General features: G+C 56.9%; 14 protein-coding genes and 2 pseudogenes. 12 read left to right on the forward strand and 4 right to left on the reverse strand.

Annotated features, from left to right (window positions below; translation table 11 throughout):
* From AC1DRN_RS09290 to AC1DRN_RS09320, 7 genes and pseudogenes are all read left to right on the forward strand, one after another.
* A partial coding sequence (locus AC1DRN_RS09290) for a trans-sulfuration enzyme family protein (RefSeq protein WP_477786678.1) occupies positions 1 to 1,087 on the forward strand: 1,087 nt, incomplete at its 5' end.
* 139 nt (positions 1,088 to 1,226) lie between these two features.
* On the forward strand, positions 1,227 to 1,544 hold the full coding sequence (locus AC1DRN_RS09295) for a DMT family transporter (RefSeq protein WP_115948019.1): 318 nt from the start codon (positions 1,227 to 1,229) through the stop codon (positions 1,542 to 1,544).
* Between the two features lie 205 nt (positions 1,545 to 1,749).
* Entirely contained in the window at positions 1,750 to 2,502 is a 753-nt protein-coding gene (locus tag AC1DRN_RS09300; protein WP_477786686.1) for a transporter substrate-binding domain-containing protein, read from the forward strand.
* 52 nt (positions 2,503 to 2,554) lie between these two features.
* Positions 2,555 to 3,283, forward strand: coding sequence for an ABC transporter permease (locus AC1DRN_RS09305; protein WP_115948017.1), 729 nt, complete (start codon positions 2,555 to 2,557; stop codon positions 3,281 to 3,283).
* A complete protein-coding gene (locus AC1DRN_RS09310; RefSeq protein WP_115948016.1) occupies positions 3,280 to 3,990 on the forward strand; it encodes an ABC transporter permease in 711 nt (236 codons plus the stop codon). The genes AC1DRN_RS09305 and AC1DRN_RS09310 overlap by 4 nt, the downstream gene beginning before the upstream one ends.
* Before the next feature lie 53 nt (positions 3,991 to 4,043).
* Positions 4,044 to 4,805, forward strand: coding sequence for an ABC transporter ATP-binding protein (locus AC1DRN_RS09315; RefSeq protein WP_115948015.1), 762 nt, complete (start codon positions 4,044 to 4,046; stop codon positions 4,803 to 4,805).
* A 12-nt stretch (positions 4,806 to 4,817) separates the two neighbouring features.
* Positions 4,818 to 5,333 (forward strand): annotated as a pseudogene (locus AC1DRN_RS09320) (Lrp/AsnC family transcriptional regulator).
* Here the strand turns inward: AC1DRN_RS09320 and AC1DRN_RS09325 are convergent.
* Entirely contained in the window at positions 5,296 to 5,541 is a 246-nt protein-coding gene (locus AC1DRN_RS09325; protein WP_158560144.1) for a hypothetical protein, read from the reverse strand. The pseudogene AC1DRN_RS09320 and the gene AC1DRN_RS09325 overlap by 38 nt on opposite strands.
* On the opposite strand from AC1DRN_RS09325, the pseudogene AC1DRN_RS09330 reads away from it, so the two are divergent.
* Positions 5,534 to 5,986 (forward strand): annotated as a pseudogene (locus AC1DRN_RS09330) (methyl-accepting chemotaxis protein); the annotation flags it as partial. The gene AC1DRN_RS09325 and the pseudogene AC1DRN_RS09330 overlap by 8 nt on opposite strands.
* Positions 5,987 to 6,033: 47 nt before the next feature.
* Here AC1DRN_RS09330 and AC1DRN_RS09335 read toward each other — a convergent pair.
* Together AC1DRN_RS09335 and AC1DRN_RS09340 are read right to left on the reverse strand one after the other, a co-directional pair.
* Complete coding sequence (locus AC1DRN_RS09335) at positions 6,034 to 6,669, reverse strand: LysE family translocator (protein WP_223458019.1); 636 nt, start codon at positions 6,667 to 6,669, stop codon at positions 6,034 to 6,036.
* 273 nt (positions 6,670 to 6,942) lie between these two features.
* Complete coding sequence (locus AC1DRN_RS09340) at positions 6,943 to 7,857, reverse strand: LysR family transcriptional regulator (protein ID WP_115948013.1); 915 nt, start codon at positions 7,855 to 7,857, stop codon at positions 6,943 to 6,945.
* 269 nt (positions 7,858 to 8,126) lie between these two features.
* Between AC1DRN_RS09340 and AC1DRN_RS09345 the strand changes: the two genes are divergently transcribed.
* From AC1DRN_RS09345 to pgm, 4 genes are all read left to right on the forward strand, one after another.
* The gene (locus AC1DRN_RS09345) at positions 8,127 to 9,149 is read left to right on the forward strand and encodes a zinc-dependent alcohol dehydrogenase family protein (RefSeq protein ID WP_223458017.1); all 1,023 of its coding nucleotides are present in this window, start codon (positions 8,127 to 8,129) and stop codon (positions 9,147 to 9,149) included.
* Positions 9,150 to 9,711: 562 nt separating this feature from the next.
* Positions 9,712 to 11,202 carry a hypothetical protein gene (locus AC1DRN_RS09350; RefSeq protein WP_223458015.1) on the forward strand — a complete coding sequence of 497 codons (1,491 nt, stop codon included), beginning with the start codon at positions 9,712 to 9,714 and terminating at the stop codon, positions 11,200 to 11,202.
* Positions 11,203 to 11,242: 40 nt separating this feature from the next.
* Positions 11,243 to 12,643, forward strand: a complete 1,401-nt coding sequence (locus AC1DRN_RS09355; RefSeq protein WP_223458013.1) for an aminotransferase-like domain-containing protein — start codon at positions 11,243 to 11,245, stop codon at positions 12,641 to 12,643.
* Positions 12,644 to 12,759: 116 nt separating this feature from the next.
* The gene (pgm, locus tag AC1DRN_RS09360) at positions 12,760 to 14,406 is read left to right on the forward strand and encodes a phosphoglucomutase (alpha-D-glucose-1,6-bisphosphate-dependent) (protein ID WP_223458011.1); all 1,647 of its coding nucleotides are present in this window, start codon (positions 12,760 to 12,762) and stop codon (positions 14,404 to 14,406) included.
* A gap of 187 nt (positions 14,407 to 14,593) precedes the next feature.
* Here the strand turns inward: pgm and AC1DRN_RS09365 are convergent, their stop codons facing one another.
* Positions 14,594 to 15,289: a pirin family protein gene (locus tag AC1DRN_RS09365; protein ID WP_223458009.1), complete on the reverse strand. Its 696-nt coding sequence runs from the start codon at positions 15,287 to 15,289 to the stop codon at positions 14,594 to 14,596.
* Positions 15,290 to 15,443 lie beyond the last annotated feature (154 nt).

Consider the following 15,443-nt stretch of genomic DNA (forward strand, 5'->3'; position numbering starts at 1 on the left):
CTCCTATCTCTTGCCCGAAGATCCGGCAACCATGGACTGGTCGAGTCCAGACGGCCTTGTGTATACGCGAAATCAAGGCCATAACCAGGTTTGTCTGGAGAAGAAACTCGCAGCCCTCGAGGGTTGTGAAGATGCAGTGGTATTCGCTACCGGTGTCGCCGCGTTGCATTCGGTGTTTTTTTCTTTCTTGAAAAGTGGCGACCACGTCATCGTCAGCGACATCACCTACCAAGCCGTTTGGCGACTCTTCGCAGAACTCCTGCCCGAACGTTACGGGATCGAAGCGACGTTTGTAGACGTCGGTGATCTGGAATCGGTCCGTCAAGCCATCCGACCCAACACTAAACTGATCCATACCGAAACGATCGCCAACCCGACTACCAAAATCGCAGATATTGCAGCGCTGGCTGAGATTGCCCATGCGCACGGCGCATTGATCTCAGTAGATGCAACGTTCACCCCACCTCCATTCTTTCGTGCGAGTGAGCACGGTGTCGACTTCGTCGTTCACTCATTGACCAAGTACATCAATGGCCATGGCGATGCCATGGGCGGCGTTGTGATCGGCTCCAATCAGCTGATCAACAAGATCAAAAATGATGCGTTGGTTGATCTTGGTGCGACGATTTCTCCCTTCAATGCGTGGATGATCATGCGCGGTTCCGTCACGCTGCCCCTGCGTCTGAAGCAACTGTTGAACACAGCTGAAAAACTGGCTCAGTTTCTTGATGCCGATGATCGTATTGCTTACGTCTACTACCCTGGATTGCCTTCACACCCGCAGCATGAGTTGGCGCGCCGGCAATTTGCAGGCAAGGGATATGGGGCGGTGATGGCCTTCGCGGTGAAGGGCGACCCTGATACGCAGAACCGGTTTGTTTCGAATCTGCGCATCATCACTTCGGCCGTTTCATTAGGGCATGACGAATCGCTGATTGTGCATGTGGGCGCAGAAGGTCGGGGTGGCTTTGACAAGTATCCCGAAGAGTTCCGTAAATACGGTCATTTGCGTTTTTCAGTCGGGCTGGAAGATCCGGAAGACTTGATCAAGGATATTACGTTCGCGCTGGATGCAACATTCAGGTGATTTAAATACAGGCGTCACGCAACCAGGGTTTGGTCAACCCGTCTTTACCCCCGTGCTTGCGGGGGTCTTTTTAAGCAAGTTAACAGGTTAGCCCTATTAAAGGCCAATCGTCTGTTCGCTTGCGTTTTGGGAGAGGCTTGTGGCTTGGGTAAGTTTGATCATTGCGGGAATACTTGAAGTTATCTGGGCGTTTTCGATGAAACAGTCGGAGGGTTTTACGCGATTAGTACCGACGGTTATTACATTTATTACAGTGATAGCCAGTTTTGCGCTGCTCTCGTTCTCTATGAAAAGCTTGCCGCTGGGCACGGCRTACACTATCTGGACCGGTATTGGCGCGGTGGGAGCATTCGCAGCGGGTATGTTTTTCCTGGATGAACCTGCCAGTCTGCTGCGCGTTGTGGCCGCCACTTTGATTGTCAGTGGTTTGTTGATGATGAAGTTGGTGTCTGCTTGAGCGGCGAGCATTTTGCTCGTGATATCGATCAATTTGCCATATTCGTTAAGTCGCGGCACTCAGGTAGTGTTTAAGGCGAGGCGATGGCTTCAGCCAATAACAATGAAAGTAACGTTTCAACGCTATCAGATGTTTACTGCCCTTAAATCCAACTACAAAATCTAGGGATGTACTTATGATTTCGCTAAGAAAACTGTATTTGATAATGCTCTTTGCGTTGTGCACGAACGCAGTGTCGGYCAAGGAATACACCACGTTGCGTTTTGGCGTGGACGCTAACTACGCGCCGTTTGAGTCCAAGGCGGCTGATGGCAGCCTCAAAGGATTTGATATTGATTTGGGCAACGCGATTTGTGCGAAGCTGCAAGCCAAATGCATATGGGTTGAAAGCGATTTTGATGGCCTGATACCAGGCCTCAAAGCCGGCAAGTTTGACGGCATTCTCTCATCCATGACCGTGACCCCCGCGCGCGAAAAAGCCATCGACTTTTCAAATGAGCTGTTTTCCGGATTCACCTCCTATGTGTTCAAGAAAGGTTCGGGCCTGAGCGAAAATGCGGCATCACTCAAAGGCAAAACGGTCGGTTACTTTCAGGGCAGCATCCAGGAAGCCTACGCAAAAGCCGTTCTGGACAAAGCCGGCGTAAAAACTCAGTCCTATCAGAACCAGGATCAGGTGTATTACGACCTTGTAGCGGGACGGCTGGATGCATCCCTCCAGGACAMGTTGCAAGCTCAGTTGGGTTTTATCAGCTCGCCGCAGGGCGCTGATTACGAAATCAGCCGGTCCGTTGAGAGCCCCTATCTTCCCTCCAAAACAGCCATCGGCATCGCCAAAGACAATGCAGAGCTCAAGGCGGTGCTGGATAAAACGATCCGGGCCTTACACGAAGATGGCACCTATGATTCGATCCAGAAGCAACATTTCGGCGATCTGAATCTTTACAGCGGCAAATAACCACCCGGCGCTCGTCCGCAGGATGGGCGCTTATCGCTATAGGTTGTTGATCATGTTCGAAACACTATTAGGCGCGCTGGGATTCTCTGCATTCAGCCTGAAAGGGTTCGGTCCTTTACTGCTCGAAGGCGCCTGGATGACCGTCAAGCTGTCCCTGTCTTCCCTTGCGCTCAGCGTACTGCTGGGGCTGATCGGGGCCAGCGCCAAACTTTCCAGCCTCAAGCTGCTGCGTTTGCCAGCGCAGCTCTACACCACACTGATTCGGGGGGTGCCGGATCTTGTACTGATGTTATTGATTTTCTACAGCCTGCAAACCTGGCTGACGGTCCTCACAGTCGCTCTGGGTTGGGAGTACATCGAGATCAACCCCTTTGTCGCCGGGATTATCACCCTTGGATTCATCTACGGCGCTTATTTCACCGAAACGTTCCGTGGCGCAATGCTGGCAGTGCCCCGTGGTCAGGTCGAAGCCGCTACTGCTTATGGGTTAAGTCGTACTCAGCGTTTTCGCTTCGTGATGTTCCCGCAAATGATGCGGTTCGCTTTGCCGGGGCTTGGCAACAACTGGATGGTGATTCTAAAAGCCACCGCGCTGGTGTCGATCATCGGTCTGGCTGACTTGGTGAAAGCCGCCCAGGATGCGGGGAAAAGCACCTACCAATTATTCTTCTTTCTGGTGCTGGCTGCATTGACGTACCTCGTCATCACCAGCCTTTCAAATCTTGTCCTGCGCTTACTTGAGCGGCGCTACGCGGTGGGTTCACGGGAGGCGGTGCGATGATCGAGCTTTTGCAGGAGTATTGGAGGCCTTTCTTCTTCAGCGATGGTCAGCAGATAACCGGTCTGGCCATGACGTTGTGGTTGCTCAGTGCCTCACTGTTCATCGGCTTTATCGTGTCGATTCCACTGTCCATCGCTCGAGTGTCGCCCAGGTTTTATGTGCGCTGGCCGGTGCAGTTTTACACCTACCTGTTCAGAGGGACGCCGCTCTATATCCAGTTGCTGATCTGCTACACCGGTATCTATAGCTTGGCTGCAATACGTGCGCAGCCTGCGCTTGATGCGTTCTTTCGTGATGCGATGAACTGCACCATCCTGGCCTTCGCCCTGAATACTTGCGCCTACACCACAGAGATATTTGCTGGTGCTATTCGCAACATTGCCCATGGCGAGGTTGAGGCTGCGAAAGCTTACGGCCTCTCAGGTTGGAAGCTCTATGCCTTTGTGATCATGCCGTCAGCCTTGCGTCGCTCGCTGCCGTATTACAGCAACGAAGTCATCCTGATGCTGCACTCGACCACGGTGGCGTTCACCGCGACTGTGCCGGACATTCTCAAAGTCGCGCGTGACGCGAATTCAGCGACCTTTTTGACCTTTCAATCGTTCGGGATTGCCGCACTGATTTACCTGGCGGTGACCTTTGCGCTGGTCGGCGTGTTTCGAATCGCCGAGCGTCATTGGCTGGCTTTTCTGGGTCCGGCTCACTGAGCCTTTTATCTGACATTGATGCTCCCGATCCGCTGTAGAGGATGATTGCGAACATGTACAAATTGACTGTTGACGGGCTACACAAAAGTTACGGTAACCATGAAGTACTCAAGGGCGTTTCCCTGCACGCCAAAACCGGCGACGTGATCAGCCTGATTGGCGCCAGTGGTTCCGGAAAAAGCACTTTCCTGCGTTGCATAAATTTCCTCGAAACGCCCAACGACGGCGCCATGAGTCTGGATGGCAAGCCGATTTGCATGGTTAAAAACCATTTGGGACTGCGCGTGGCGGATGACCGTGAGCTGCAACGATTGCGCACCCGCCTGGCCATGGTGTTCCAGCACTTCAACCTATGGGGCCACATGACCGTGTTGGACAACATCACCATTGCTCCGCGCCGCGTGCTGGGTGTCAGCAAAAAAGACGCGGAAGATCGTGCCCGGCGATATTTGGAAAAAGTAGGGTTGCCAGCCCGTGTTGCCGATCAATTCCCTGCGTTTCTCTCAGGTGGTCAACAGCAACGGGTAGCCATTGCTCGTGCACTCGCGATGGAGCCTGAAGTCATGCTGTTCGACGAACCTACATCGGCACTCGACCCTGAAGTGGTGGGCGAAGTGCTCAAAGTCATCCAAGGGCTTGCTGAAGAAGGTCGGACCATGATCATGGTGACCCATGAAATGGGTTTTGCCCGCAAGGTTTCGAACCAACTGTTGTTTCTTCATCAAGGCCTTGTCGAAGAGCAGGGCGGGCCAGAAATTCTGGATAACCCGCGCAGCGAGCGTCTACAGCAATTTCTGTCCAATGGACTGAAGTGAAAAACCTTCCCTATGAAGACTGGAAGTAAGGCCCTGGGGACTTTTGAAACTTTGGGGCGTGTCGACGAGGCAATTATTGATGTGCTGCGCCACAGCGGGCGCATCACTTATAAAAAGCTCGCCTCACTTGTGCACTTGAGTGAGAGCCCTTGCCAGCAACGTGTACGTAAGCTGGAAAGGCTCGGGATCATTCGCGGTTACGGTGCCTTCATCGACGCGCGCAAGCTCTCTCCTGGTATATCTCTGCTGGTGCTGGTGCTGGTGCTGGTTGGATTGGCTGAGGGTAAGGGGGGCAGCGCGCAAAAGGTGTTTTAAGCTTTAGTCGGTGCTTGCTCGCAGGTCATTGAGTGTCAGCTCATCAGTGGTGCGCTGGATTACTGTCTGCGCATGCGCTGCCGGGATATGGAGCATTTCCGCTCACTCACTGAACGCCGGTTGGAGAGTACTGAACTGCATATCGAGAAACTGGCAGCCTATCCAGAGTTGGCCGTCATCGAGCAATCATCGACGCATCTTGGTATCGAATAACAACTACAACACTCCCGGCCTTCGGAAAAACAGGATGATTGCCAACCTGAAGTTCAGTCATAAGGTACTGCTTGCTGCGTCGCTCGTTGTTGTCGCTGCGTTTACCCTCTTTACGCTGTACAACGATTCGATCCAGTGCAAAACCATCCGCAGCAATCTTGAAAACCACCTTGAAGAAATGAGCAAAATCACGGCAAGCAGCGTTCATCGAAGCTGCACGGGCGGGCGGGGCCGGTCGTGGTTTTGCCGTGGTAGCCGACGAGGTTCGTAGCCAGGCGTACCGTACTCAGACGTCAGCCCAGGAAATCCACACGATGATTGAAGAGCTTCAGGTGGGCGCCCGTGAGGCGGTCTCCACTATGAGAGAGAGTGAGCGCTACAGTCAGGACGGCGTGATTATCGCCAACCAGGCAAGTGAGCGACTGGGCAGTGTCACTCAGCGCATCGGCGACATTGACGGCATCAATCAGTCGGTGGCGACTGCCACGGAAGAGCAGACTGCGGTCATAGATTCGTTAAACGTTGACATCACCAAGATCAAAACCCTCAACCAGGAAGGCGTGGAAAATCTCCAGGCTACCTTGCTTGCCTATGACGAGCTTGAGCGACAAGCCACGCGACTCAAGCAGTTGGTGGATGGTTTTCGAACTTAGGACGTAGCACGGCGCACTCCAGACAAACCGCGAGCGATGTCATGGATTCAAGCGCGTGAGAACAGCAGCTTTATACCCGCGGCGCCGAAGACTAACCCCAGGGCGCCTTCGATCCATCGGCGTGCCCGGCGATAACCTCGAATCATCGGTGCAGTGGAGAAGATGATCGCATAGCTGCAGAAGATAGTGACGCTCAGTACGGCGCAGCCAGCCAGGATAATCACAATTGTTCCAGGCGTCGCGTGTGGCCCCAGCCCCAGGGTCATGGTTGCGATCCAACCCAGCAGCGCTTTCGGGTTTGTGAGGTGCATAAGCAGGCCGCGCCGGTAAAGGCCAAAGCCCGAAACCGTTGGTGCGCCAGCCAGTTCTTTTTGAAGGCGCTCGTCAGGGTTGAGGGCGGAGCGGCCAGCTTTGATGGCGAGGAAAAGCAGGTAAATCCCTCCGACTATTTTGAGGGCGAAGAGCGCCTGCGCGTATTGGGCCAGAATGGCTGATACGCCCGTGGCGGCCATCGATCCCCAGAAAAAAGAACCACTGATTACACCTGCTGCCAGCACAAGCGCAGGTTTTCTGCCCTGGTGCATGGCTACGCCCATGATGCGCATGTTGCTGGGGCCAGGGCTTGCTGCTCCCACGATGTAGGCGGTGAATACAAGCAGGAGGTGGTGGAGATCAAACGACATTGGTAGCCCCTTGACGATACATGCCAGTCAGCAGATTAAGTGTTTGTAGCGTGCACGTCATTCCGTCAGTTGCCCAAATCTCAGCCACTCGCCGCTAGTGTATTCTTGGGGTCTCTATGTTGGGGGCAACTTTTTTAGTACACAGTGTTTGCCCCCAATAACGCCCCCAAAAGAGGCGCTGGGGTAGCCCGGGTCATTGATCGGAAGCAGTGGACTTTTGTATGGCGCTAAATCCAGCTTACGCACCTTGAATAATAAGGCGCCAGCCCCCTTTCAAAGACTCTCAGGGTCGCCAAAGAACATCTGAATCCGCGACCGCAGCCAGCGCTCTCCCGGATCGTTATCCTGCGACCCGCGCCAGGCCATATGCAGTTCAAAGCTGCGCACCGGCAACGGCGGGTCCTCTGCCCGTACACCGCCAGCCGCCGTCAGTGCATCGGCCGTGTAGTCCGGCACCGTAGCCACGATGTCGGTGCCCGCGAGCAGGGTGCTCAACCCGTTGAACTGCGGCACGGCGAGCACCACATGACGTTTGCGCCCGAGTTTTTCCAGTTCTTCATCGATAAAACCGCTGAGGTCGCCGGCGAACGACACCAGTGCATGGGGGCGAGCGCAGTAGTCATCCAGGCTCAACGGCCCCGGGACGGTGTCGGCACGCAACAGCTTCGGCTGGCTGCGGCGCAATACTTTGCGCTTGGCATTGGCCGGCAGGTCGGTGGTGTAGCTGACGCCGATGGAAATTTCCCCGGACGCCAGCATCCCCGGCATCAGGATGTAGTTGACCCTGCGCACCACCAGCACAATCCCCGGCGATTCGGCACGCAGGCGCTTGAGCAGCATGGGCAGCAAGGCGAACTCGACATCGTCCGAAAGGCCGATGCGGAACACGGCGGTACTTGTGGCAGGATCGAACTCGGCCGCACGGCTGACGGCCGTGGAAATCGAATCCAGTGCCGGCGACAGCAGGGCGAAAATTTCGATCGCCCGGGCGGACGGCTCCATGCTGCGGCCGGTACGCACAAACAAAGGATCATCGAACAAGCCGCGCAGGCGCGAGAGCGCCGCACTGATGGCCGGCTGGCCGAGGAACAGTTTTTCCGCAGCACGGGTCACGCTGCGTTCGTGCATCAATGTTTCGAAAACGATCAACAGGTTCAGGTCGACACGACGCAGGTCATTACGATTCATCTGGAGTCCTGGCAGAGTCAGCAAACTTGACGTGAGCGGCCATATGAGAACAATGGCCAGCAGGAATATTACGGGGAAAGGCTGGTACTCTGCACCGGGTAATTCAGATTTCCTGCAAAAGCGGCTCCAGTTTCCTACAACATTTCACGAAATTGCCGCCGCTGCGGAATCAATGACAGGCATGTCGACTATTAATAGCCACAGATAGTGTTGGGTTGAAAGCCCAGCTAGAGTTCAAGGCATTAGAGGTTCAATTGGCGAGGTTTGCGATGTCCCGCACGATCCGTTTTCACAAGTTTGGTCCAGCCGAGGTGCTCAAATGCGAAGAGCATGCGGCGGCTCTGCCTGCACCGGGCGAAGTGCAGGTGCGCGTCGAAGCGATCGGCATCAGTTGGTATGACATTCTTTGGCGCCAGAACCTGGCCTCGTCCCATGCTCGCCTGCCTTCAGGCCTTGGTCATGAAATGGCCGGTATCGTCACCGCCGTCGGCGATGGCGTGGAAGACCTGGCCATCGGTGACAAGGTTGCCAGTTTCCCGGCCGAAAGCCCGAACGATTACCCGGTCTACGGCGAGCTGATCGTTCTGCCGCGCTCGGCACTGACCCGCTACCCGGATGTGCTCAGCCCGATTGAAGCCAGCGTGCACTACACGCCGTTGTTGATTGCCTATTTCGCTTATGCGGATCTGGCACGGGTCAAACCCGGGCAGTTTGCCCTGGTGACCGACGCCAGTCATTGCGCCGGACCTTCGTTTGTACAACTGGGCAAGGCCTTGGGTGTTCGAGTGATCGCCGCGACCAAGTCAGCAGACGAGCGTGAGTATCTGCTGTCGCTGGGTGCCGAGAAAGTCATCGTCACCGAGGAAGAAGATCTGCTGGTACGAATCAACAAGATCACCGATAACCGCGGCGTGGATGTGGTATTCGATGGTTTGGGCGGCCCGCAGATGTCGTTGCTTGGCGATGTGTTGGCACCTCGCGGCAGCCTGGTGTTGTACGGCCTGCAAGGCGGCAACCAGACGCCTTTCCCGGCCTGCGCAGCGTTCCAGAAAAACATTCAGTTCTTCGTACACTGCATCGGCAACTTCACTGGCAAGCCGGAACTGGGCATCACCCAGGACCAGGTCGCACTGCAACGTGCCTTGCGCGACATCAATCAGATGACTGCCGACCGCGTTCTGCTGCCGCTCAAGACTCGGGTCTTCCCGTTTGCCGAGTTTGTCGAAGCGCACCGCTACATGGACGAATGCCCGTGTCGCGAAAGGGTGGCGCTGCAGGTCGAACCGGCATAACAATCGCCGTAATAGCCAATCCAAGAGTCCGTGCCCATGCGGACTCTTTCGTTTCAGTCCCCCCCTCCCCAAAAAGCCGTCGACCCGCAGGCCAGCCCAGCAACTGAACTGGTTTTTGCTCGTAATCTGTAGCTTCTAATCAGCCACTAAGCCCTGATAATTGAATGATTACTTTCATCTCAAGGAATGAGTCATGACTGGGTGTCAGGCTGAATCTTTTCAATGTGCGCCGTCGGTGCACATCTCCAAACTAGCGTGTTGTTGTGTAGTTGCCAAAAAGACAGCGACAACTTCCTTCTTTATTTCTTGTGTTAAGTGTCTGTGGGACATTGTCGGACGTTTCCTAGGACTGCGATTTAAATCGAGAAAACCCTTGCCGGCTGGGCACTACAGCTTCACCTGCGTCGTTAAACCGAGGGGGCGCTGCGAACGTTGCAAATGATCACCAGAAAATTCAAGTGCTAGCATTTGGCAATAAAGTCCATGACTCCATACGTGCAGACAGTCCAACGGGATTTGCTGTCTGCGCGATATTGAACTTACGAGTATCAGGTAAATAAAGATGACCAGCATCCATGACCAAGCGATGAACTATGTCTATCAACAAGTGCTGCAGCGATTGCTGGGGTTTTTCTCCCGTGCCGAACGCACCGCATTGCAATTGTTGATTCAGCGCCTGGCGGTAGCGGCGGGGGGCATGGAGCGCATTGGCGATTACAAGGTGTTGGCGATCCAGTCCGGGGCCCGTGACAACTGCTACACCCTGGCATTGTTRCGTGCCGCGCAGTTGATCATCGCCACGCGGGCGCCGGCGACATTCCAGTTGCGCATCGCCTCGTTGCGGTTGAACGGGGCAAGCTGCGCGGCCGTGGAGAACATGCACCGGACCAACAGCGCATTGTTTGTCTATGACGATCCCCGGGTCGAGGTGTTGATGGTCGATGATCGCGAAGTCTTGCCGTTCAACCACCTGGCGCCGATCTCCGACGCCGGTCGCGAGTCCAGCCGCCTGAACCTGTTGATGATCGGCCATCGCCGGGCGTGGCGCGGCGGGTTCGACCTGTGGGATGACGGTTATCTGGCCACGGGAGAGTTCTACGGACAAATCGCCCGCTGGGACGGTGGTGTAGACGCCTTGCTGATCGGTGATACGTTGCGTCAGCAAAAGCAGTTCATCGACGGTTTGAAACGTGCCGCCACCAAGGCAGGGCTCACGCCTTCATACGGGGGCGAGGCCGGTTTTTCGGGGTTGTTTGCACTGCTCGATGAACTGGGCAGCGACTGCTATCACGCGTTCTACGCCGATTACGGCCAGGCCCGATGGCGTCCACAAGAGCGCTTTGAGACCTGTCGTCGTACGGCCTGCATCGATATTCACGACCTGCTGGTCAGTAACCTGGAAGAGCGCTGGCCATTGCTGACGGAGTTTCTCCGATTCCAGCCTGACGAACTGTTCGCGCAGATCAGTGACAACGAATTCGTCAGCCCGTCGATCTCGGCGCACGTGCGGGGGTTGCAGGCGAGCTTCGTGCAGGGTCGCGATTACGAGTCCGGCGTTGCGCAATACCTGCAACGCGCCTTGGTGATGATGCGCCGCAAGCACTTGCCTGAGCGTTTGTGCGAGCAGGCCATCGAGCTCTTCGGCAACCCGGCGACACTGAACGAGCGGCGCGCCCGGGCGGCGGCCGAGGCGCAAAGGAACCTGGGCCTGAGCGAAGCACAACTGGTGTGCCTGCTTTTTGCGCCTTTTATCGAAAGAGGTGCAGGGCTCGAGCGTTTTCTGCGTCAGTGCCATCCGGGCATGTTGGTGGCCATGCCCGAGTTGCACCGGGCCATGCAGGGGCACCCGGTCGCCGAACAGATCATGCAATGGATGATGGATGTCAGCGGATTGCCCGTCAGCCTGATTGGCCGGCTTTATCGCATGGAGTGGGCGCCAGGAAGCGCTGGCAGGGCGCCTCAAGCACTGATCCAGACGGGCGCGCTGCAAAATGCGCTGGGCGATCCTGGCGCTGATATCACGTTGGTGGATGAATGGTCGGCGGGTCACTGAACGTGGGCGGATTTTCAGCCAGTGCGGCCGGCCTTCATCCATGAAAGGTCCACGAGAAACGGATTTCGCCTATCAGGCGGTTTATCGATACCTGGACAGCCTGATCAACGAATCTGAAGGGGATTCGCCCATCCGCCTGCCGTCGCTGCGGCATCTGGCGGAGCGCCTCAATGTGTCGATCTCGACCATTCAGTACGCTTATTCACTGCTGGAGAAAGAGGGGCGCGTCTATTCGGTGGCCAAGTCCGGTTACTACGCGTTGCCGGTGTCCTCAATCAGCCTGCTGGACAGCGGCAGCGACCTGCTGGAAGCCGTCTACGTCAATGCCAGGCGTCCGGGGATGCTGGTCCTGAGCGCCGATGAACCGGCGCTGCTGCAGCCACTCGACAGTCCTTTGTTGCTGCTGGAGCGAGAATTGCTGCGCCAGTATCCTCGACAGCCGCAGTCGTCTTCGCAACCCTGTGGCGAGCTCGAATTGCGCACCGCCCTGGCTGCACGCTACACCACGTCTCCGATGCGTTACTGGCATGCCGATGATGTCTACATCGGCGCCGACCTTCGCGGTGTACTGGAAATCCTGATCGCCGTGCTGGGCTTGAAGGATGCCACCGTGGTGGTCGAATCGCCGTGCGACTGGACGATCCTGCGTCTGTTTCAAGCCGCCTGCGTGCGGGTGATCGAGTTGCCCGTACAAGCCGACGGTTGCCTGGATACGCAGCGGCTCAAAACGCTGCTGGATACCGAACCGGTAATGCTGGTGATGCTGTCGTCGGCCCTGAACATGCCCCGTGGCAGCCTGGCGTCTGACGAAAACAGGCAAGCCATTGCCCGGCTGTTGGCCGCGCATGACAGTTGGGTGCTGGAAAACGACTGTTATGGCGAACTCGGATTCGACCTTGCAGGTGTGCGCTTTCGCGACTTGCTGGACCCTGAACGGCTGATGGTGTTTTCCACGTTCGAGAAAATCATCGGTCCGGAAGCGCCCTACGGCTACCTGCTTTCAAGGCATTTGAGCGCTGAGCTGCAACGGCACTTTCTGCTGCGCTCCTTTCGTCTCTCGCCGATTCGCCAGAAAGCCATCGCCCGCTTGTACAGCAGCGGTCGCATCGATCAACACCTGCTGGTGCTGCGCCGGCTGCTCAAGGAACGCAAGAGTCAAATGACCCAGTTGTTGCAGGAGCGATTGGGTGATGCCTTGCATTTCGTCGAGCCGCAAGGCGGTGCAACGATCTGGGTGCGCTCCTTGCGTCGGGTCAACGTACGTCGTGTGTTCCAGCGCCTGCTGGCGCATCAAGTGGTCATCGCGCCGGGGGAACTGTTCAGCCTCCACGGTCTGCACGGGCAGCATTTGCGTTTGAGTCATACCTTCGGCGGTGATCACAACCTGGCTGCCGCACTGGGCTTGTTGGGGGATGCGCTGCGTCTGGAATCAATCGAGTGAGTGATGAGACAAAAAATAACACCCTTCATTCTATTGGATCGATCCCATCGCGTTGCGGACGAACTGCCAGTAAACTGCGACCCAATTCCTGAACCACTCTATTCCAGAGGTTTTGCATGACACTCAGTCCTTTTGCGGGTAAACCGGCACCGGCAGAATTGTTGGTCGATATCCCGCGACTGGTAACGGCCTATTACACCGGCCAGCCTGATGCCGCTATTTCGACCCAGCGCGTTGCTTTCGGCACGTCCGGGCACCGCGGCAGCTCGTTCGACTTGAGTTTCAACGAATGGCACGTGCTGGCGATCAGCCAGGCGATCTGCCTGTATCGCGAAGCTCAAGGCATCGATGGCCCGCTGTTTGTCGGCATCGACACCCACGCGCTGTCCACGCCGGCCGGCGCCAGCGCCCTCGAAGTACTGGCGGCCAACGGCGTGACCGTGATGATCGCCGCTGGCGACGAGTACACGCCGACCCCGGCCATTTCCCATGCGATCCTCTGCTACAACCGTGGTCGCACCACCGGCCTGGCGGACGGCATTGTCATCACGCCTTCCCACAACCCGCCACAAAGCGGTGGCTACAAGTACAACCCAACCAACGGTGGTCCGGCCGATACCCACATCACCAAGTGGATCGAAGCCAAAGCCAACGAACTGCTGGCCAACAAGCTCGCTGGCGTCAAGCGCATCGGCTACGAGCAGGCATTGAAGGCCAGCACCACCCATCGTCACGATTACCTCAACACCTATGTCGCCGACCTGATCAACGTGATCGACTTCGACGCCATCCGCGATGCCAAGCTACGCCTGGGTGTCGATCCGCTGGGTGGAGCGGGGGTGCGCTACTGGTCGGCGATTGCCGAGCATTATCGTCTGGACCTGGATGTGGTGAACAAAGAGGTCGACCCGACCTTCCGTTTCATGACCGTCGACTGGGACGGCCAGATCCGCATGGACCCATCGTCCGGCCACGCCATGCAAGGCCTGATCGGCCTGAAAGAACGTTTCGACGTGGCGTTTGCCTGCGATCCGGACCACGACCGTCATGGCATCGTCACGCCGTCCGGCGGTTTGCTTGCGCCGAACAACTACCTCGCCGTTTCCATCGACTATCTGTTCCAGAACCGGCCGCAATGGCGCGCCGATGCCGCCGTGGGTAAAACCGTGGTCAGCAGCGGCTTGATCGATCGCGTGGCCAGGCGCCTGGGTCGTCGCCTGTACGAAGTGCCGGTCGGCTTCAAATGGTTTGCCGACGGCCTGTTCGATGGATCCCTCGGTTTCGGCGGTGAAGAAAGCGCCGGTGCCTCGTTCCTGCGCAAGGACGGCGGCGTCTGGAGCACCGACAAGGACGGTTTGATTCCGGCCCTGCTGGCCGCCGAGATGACTGCCCGTACCGGTCGCGACCCGAGCCAGGCGTATCGTGCCTTGACCGATGAACTGGGTGAGCCGTTCTCGGTGCGGGTCGACGCCAAGGCCAACCCGGAACAGAAAGCACTGCTGAGCAAGTTGTCGCCGCAACAGGTCACCTCGACCCAACTGGCTGGCGAACCGATCCAGAATATCCTCAGCCACGCGCCGGGCAATGACCAGGCCATTGGCGGTCTCAAGGTCATGACCGAAAACGGCTGGTTCGCGGCGCGTCCGTCGGGCACCGAAGACATCTACAAGATCTACGCCGAAAGCTTCGTCAGTGACGACCACCTCAAGCGGCTTGTTGCCGAGGCGCAAACGCTGGTGGATGGGGCCATTTCCTCGAAATAAACACACAACCCTGTGGGAGCGAGCTTGCTCGCGATGACGTCAGTACATTCAACATTGATGTGTCTGACACACCGCTATCGCGAGCAAGCTCGCTCCCACAGGGGCACGACTTTCAGGAGTTACCCAGGTAGAACAAAAAAGGGGCGACCAACACGGTCGCCCCTTTTTTTGCGATTTGCCCAGCGGATCAGGCCAGGTCCACCAGAACGATCTCGCTGTCCTCGATGGCCGTCACCCGCAGCACTTGCTCGTCAGCAACCGCCACACCATCTCGAGCTTGTGCACGCAAGCCATTGACTTCAATGACCCCGGTGGCCGGCACCAGGTATGCACGACGACCGTTGTCCAAATGGTATTCGGCAGACTCGCCAGCCTTCAGATTGGCGGCTACCAGCCGGGCATCGGCGCGGATGCGCAAACTCTGGTCGTCGCCTTCCTTGCCGCTGGCCAGGGTGACAAAACCTTCGCGCTCGCCTTTCGGGAACGGCTTGGCGCCCCAGGACGGCGCCAGGCCGGATTCGTTCGGGATGATCCAGATCTGGAAAATCCTGGTCGGCGTCGCTTCCAGGTTGTACTCGCTGTGGGCGATCCCGGTGCCTGCACTCATGACCTGGACATCGCCCGCTTCGGTGCGGCCCTTGTTGCCAAGGTTGTCCTGGTGGGTGATGGCGCCTTCGCGGACATAGGTGATGATTTCCATGTCCCGGTGTGGGTGTTGTGGGAAACCGGTGCCGGGGGCGATCACGTCGTCATTCCAGACCCGCAGGTTGCCCCAGTTCATGCGCTTGGGATCGTAGTACTCGGCGAACGAAAAATGATGGTGCGCATCCAGCCAGCCGTGGTGAGCGCCGCCGAGCGAGTTGAAAGGTCTGAGTTCAAGCATGATCGTCTCCAGAAAAGGTTCGTCATGGGGCGAAGCGCCTGGGCCACGAAGCGAGACCGGTGAGTGATGACGGCCATCATCCAACAGGCAACAATCGATAAAAAGCGTAAAAAATGCAGCATTCCAATCGAATCGATTGATATAAAACTACCTC

The sequence above is a fragment of the Pseudomonas sp. P5_B3 genome (assembly GCF_056400405.1).

Bases quoted from the DNA above. Each gene is read 5' to 3' on its own strand.
- AC1DRN_RS09355 (WP_223458013.1), top strand. From the start codon at position 11,243: ATGAAAGGTCCACGAGAAACGGATTTCGCCTATCAGGCGGTTTATCGA.
- AC1DRN_RS09310 (WP_115948016.1), top strand. From the start codon at position 3,280: ATGATCGAGCTTTTGCAGGAGTATTGGAGGCCTTTCTTCTTCAGCGAT.
- AC1DRN_RS09325 (WP_158560144.1), bottom strand. From the start codon at position 5,541: ATGAACGCTGCTTGCCGTGATTTTGCTCATTTCTTCAAGGTGGTTTTC.
- AC1DRN_RS09340 (WP_115948013.1), bottom strand. From the start codon at position 7,857: ATGAATCGTAATGACCTGCGTCGTGTCGACCTGAACCTGTTGATCGTT.
- AC1DRN_RS09305 (WP_115948017.1), top strand. From the start codon at position 2,555: ATGTTCGAAACACTATTAGGCGCGCTGGGATTCTCTGCATTCAGCCTG.
- AC1DRN_RS09315 (WP_115948015.1), top strand. From the start codon at position 4,044: ATGTACAAATTGACTGTTGACGGGCTACACAAAAGTTACGGTAACCAT.
- pgm (WP_223458011.1), top strand. From the start codon at position 12,760: ATGACACTCAGTCCTTTTGCGGGTAAACCGGCACCGGCAGAATTGTTG.
- AC1DRN_RS09345 (WP_223458017.1), top strand. From the start codon at position 8,127: ATGTCCCGCACGATCCGTTTTCACAAGTTTGGTCCAGCCGAGGTGCTC.
- AC1DRN_RS09335 (WP_223458019.1), bottom strand. From the start codon at position 6,669: ATGTCGTTTGATCTCCACCACCTCCTGCTTGTATTCACCGCCTACATC.
- AC1DRN_RS09365 (WP_223458009.1), bottom strand. From the start codon at position 15,289: ATGCTTGAACTCAGACCTTTCAACTCGCTCGGCGGCGCTCACCACGGC.